The following is a 3,206-nucleotide window of genomic DNA, read 5'->3' as shown; positions in this document are numbered from 1 at the left end:
CCAGGATCCCGCCGGAGAACACCAGGTCGACGTTCCCGATGGTCACCACGTCGCCCTCGGACAGCACCGCCGACGCCACTTTGACCCCGTTGACGAAGGTTCCGTTGCTGCTGTTGGCGTCGCGGATCTCGGGGCCCGCCGGCGTCGGCGTCAGAAACGCGTGATGGCGCGAGGCCAGCACGTCGTGAATGACGATGTCGTTGTCGAGCGCGCGGCCGATCCACGCGGCGCGGCCCGGCCGGTCGGTTACCCGCTCGGATTCGGGCCCCAGGTTCTTCACCCGCGTGGTCGGGAACTCCGCCACCTGGCCGCTCACGCCGATCTGGGTGGGCTGGTTCAGCTCGGGCGGCCCAGCGGACTGCCGCACCGACCGCGTCGCCGCGTCGGGTCGCACGATCGGCACGGCGGTGGTGCGGTTCGGGCCTTGCCAGGGGCGCGGCTGCGGCGGGGCCGGTGGCCGCTGGCCGGCCGGCGGCGCGCGGCGGGCATCGACGGGCGGTGTGATGACGGGGATCGACTCCGTGGTCGGCGGGAGCATGCCCACTGTCCCGGTGTGGTGGCCGATTTCGAACGTGATCCGCGGGCCGTCGGGCTTGCCGATGTTGAGGGTCTGGCCGTCCACGATGTCGACCAGCGGGACCCGCTGGCCGTTGAGATAGATCCCGTTCAGCGAACGATTGTCCAGCGCAACCCACTTGCCGTGATCGAAGCGCAGCAGCAGGTGTGCGCGCGCGATCAGGGGGTGCGCCACCCGCAGGTCCGCGCGCAGGTCGCTGCCGACCACCACGTCGCGGCCGGCCGCGAAGCTGCCCTTCGATCGGTCGGATCGAACGGTCAGCACGGGCTCGGCGGCTTGCGTCATCGCACCGGCCGCGGGCTCAGCGTTTCAGCCTGATGTGCCACCGGACGAACCCGGTGTAGGCGACGGACAGGAATGCCAGCATGGCCATGTCGAACACGAAGATGTGTTTCGAGTGCTGCCAGATCGGGTCGTTGGTCGGGATCTGTTTGACCTTCACCAGCGACGGAAAGTCGATCGACGAGGCGCCCGCCGCGTAACCCCAGCGCGCGGGCGTCAGCCAGGCGAGCTCCTCGAGGCCGAACCGCTGGTAGACGGGAATCATGCCGCTGGAGAACACCAGCTGCGACATGATCGACACCACGAGCAGCGGCATGATCTGTTCGTTGGACTGCGCCACGGCCGACAACAACAGGCCCAGCATTGCTGACGCCACACAGGTGCCGGCGACGGTGACGAACAGTGAGAACGTGGAGTTGCCGAAGAAGGGCGGGTGCGCGGTCGGCGCCCCCTTGCCCAGCCGGACGATGATGGTCGCGATCGCCGCCTGCAGCGTCGCGAAGACGCAGAACACCGCGATCTTGGCCAGCAGGTAGGCGGAGGTGGACAGGCCGACGGCCTGCTCCCGCCGGAAGATCGGGCGCTCGCCGATCAGATCGCGGATGGTCAGCGCGGTCCCCATGAACACGGCGCCGATGTTCAACAGCACCATGATGTACTGCGGCTGCGTGGGCGCGGGGCCGAGCGGGTCGGCCGGCCCGAGGCCGGGGTGGGGGCCCTTCACCGTCAGCGACAACGCCCCGATGAGGAACGGCAGGACCGCCAGGAAGATCGTGTAGCCCCGGTCGGATATGACGAGTCGAACCTGGCGGCGGGCGATCGTCGACAGCTGCCGCCACAGGTCGGTCTTCGGCGGCTCGCCCAGGTCGGCCGGGCTTTGCGGGGAGGGTGGCCGGGAAGACTGCTGGTTGCGCTCCTTGAACCGGCGGTTGGCCTCGTCGGGGTCGGCGCCCACCTTGGCGAAGATGTCGGCCCAGTTGCGGGTGCCCATGGCCGCCTCGACCTGGTCGGGTGGGCCGCAGAAGGCGGTCTTGCCGCCGGGCGCGATCAGCAGGATCTGGTCGCACACTTCCAGGTATGACACCGAGTGGGTCACCACCAGCACCGTGCGACCGGCGTCGGCGAGCTGGCGCAGCATCAGCATGACCTGACGGTCCAGCGCCGGGTCCAGGCCGGACGTCGGCTCGTCGAGCAGCAGCAGTGACGGCTGGGTGAGCAGTTCGAGGGCCACCGAGGCCCGCTTGCGCTGGCCGCCGGACAGCTTGTCCACCCGGGTCTCGGCGTGCTTGGTCATGTCCAGTTCCTCGAGGACCTGGGCGACGACCTGGGCGCGCTCGGCCTTGCTGGTGTCCGGCGGCAGTCGCAGCTCGGCGGCGTAGTTCAGCGCCTGGTTCACGGTCAGCTGGCGATGCACCACGTCGTCCTGCGGGACCATCCCGATCCTGCTGCGCATGGTCGCGTACTCGGCGTGGATGTCGTGGCCCTCGAAGGTCACCGAGCCCGACGTGGGGCTGGTGTAGCCCACGATCACCCGCGACAGCGTGGTCTTGCCGGCACCCGAACCGCCGATGATGGCCGTCAGCGTTCCGGGCCGGGCGGTCAGCGAGATGTGGTCGAGCAGTTGCTTGTTCTGGTCGACGGTGTAGCAGACGGAGCTGACCTCCAGGCCGCCGGTGCGGGTCGCGGCCTCGGTGCGGCGGAGCAGCTCGCCGCGGGTGAACACCAGGTCGACGTTGCCGATGGTGACCACGTCGCCCTCGGTCAGCACCGCGGACCCCACCCGCACGCCGTTGACGAAGGTCCCGTTGACGCTGTGGGCGTCGCGGATCTCGGTGCCCAGCGGCGTCTGGGTCAAGAACGCGTGATGCCGGGACGCGAGGACGTCCTGGATGACGACGTCGTTGTCGGTGGCACGTCCGATCGTCAGCGCGCCGGAAGGCTTCTGCAGCGACCCGGTTCGGGAAGGCCTCAGCGCCTGGAACATCTTGGTCGCCAGGTTCGCCACTTCGGGCGGCTTGGCGGCGCTGCGCGACATCTCGGTGTGCGGGGACACCTGCGGATGCGGCGGGAAATTCGGCGGTGGCGGCGGGGCCCGGTGGTCGAGATTCACGACGGCCAGTGCCTCAACATCGGGAATCCGGACGGGCCGCAGCTGACGTTCGAGGTCGGGCGCCACCAGGGAATGGCCGGGCGCCCACCGCAAACCGAATCGATGGGCATACCGGTCGCGGCGCATCCGGGTGGGACGGCGTGGTCCGCCGCCCCGGCCGGGCCCCCTCCGGTCGCCGCGGCGGCGACGCCCAGTTGGGCGACGGCCCCCGGGACCCGGCGGCGCGCCGGGCGGGGC

2 protein-coding genes are annotated in these 3,206 nt (G+C 70.2%); both read right to left on the bottom strand.

The features are described 5' to 3' along the window. The coding region (locus A9X04_RS04440) for an FHA domain-containing protein (RefSeq protein WP_156764216.1) at positions 1–862 on the bottom strand (862 nt) is incomplete at its 3' end. Positions 863–878: 16 nt separating this feature from the next. Beyond that, on the bottom strand, positions 879–3,206 hold a 2,328-nt coding region (locus tag A9X04_RS04435; RefSeq protein WP_197509042.1), incomplete at its 5' end, for an ATP-binding cassette domain-containing protein.

The sequence above is a fragment of the Mycobacterium sp. E3247 genome (assembly GCF_001667785.1).
Taxonomy (GTDB): Bacteria; Actinomycetota; Actinomycetes; order Mycobacteriales; family Mycobacteriaceae; genus Mycobacterium.
The sequence above is the reverse complement of the archived record's forward strand: the minus strand, read 5'-3'. Positions and strand labels throughout refer to the sequence as shown.